Genomic DNA, 205 nt, shown 5'->3' with positions numbered 1-205 from the left:
GGTCTTGGCCTCCGGCTCGACCTTGGCCTTGACCTCGGCCTCCGGCTCGGTCTTGGCCTTGACCTCGGCCTCCGGCTCGGTCTTGGCCTCCGGCTCGGTCTTGGCCTTGACCTCGGCCTCCGGCTCGGTCTTGGCCTTGACCTCGGCCTCCGGCTCGGTCTTGGCCTCCGGCTCGGTCTTGGCCTTGACCTCGGCCTCCGGCTCG

At 70.7% G+C, this 205-nt stretch carries 1 pseudogene; it reads right to left on the bottom strand.

From position 1 onward, the window contains the following. Positions 1-205, bottom strand: a pseudogene (locus tag EF918_RS37620) (Toxic cation resistance protein); the annotation flags it as partial.

The sequence above is a fragment of the Streptomyces sp. WAC06614 genome (assembly GCF_003949795.1).
In the GTDB taxonomy this organism is placed as follows: domain Bacteria; phylum Actinomycetota; class Actinomycetes; order Streptomycetales; family Streptomycetaceae; genus Streptomyces.
The sequence above is the reverse complement of the archived record's forward strand: the minus strand, read 5'-3'. Positions and strand labels throughout refer to the sequence as shown.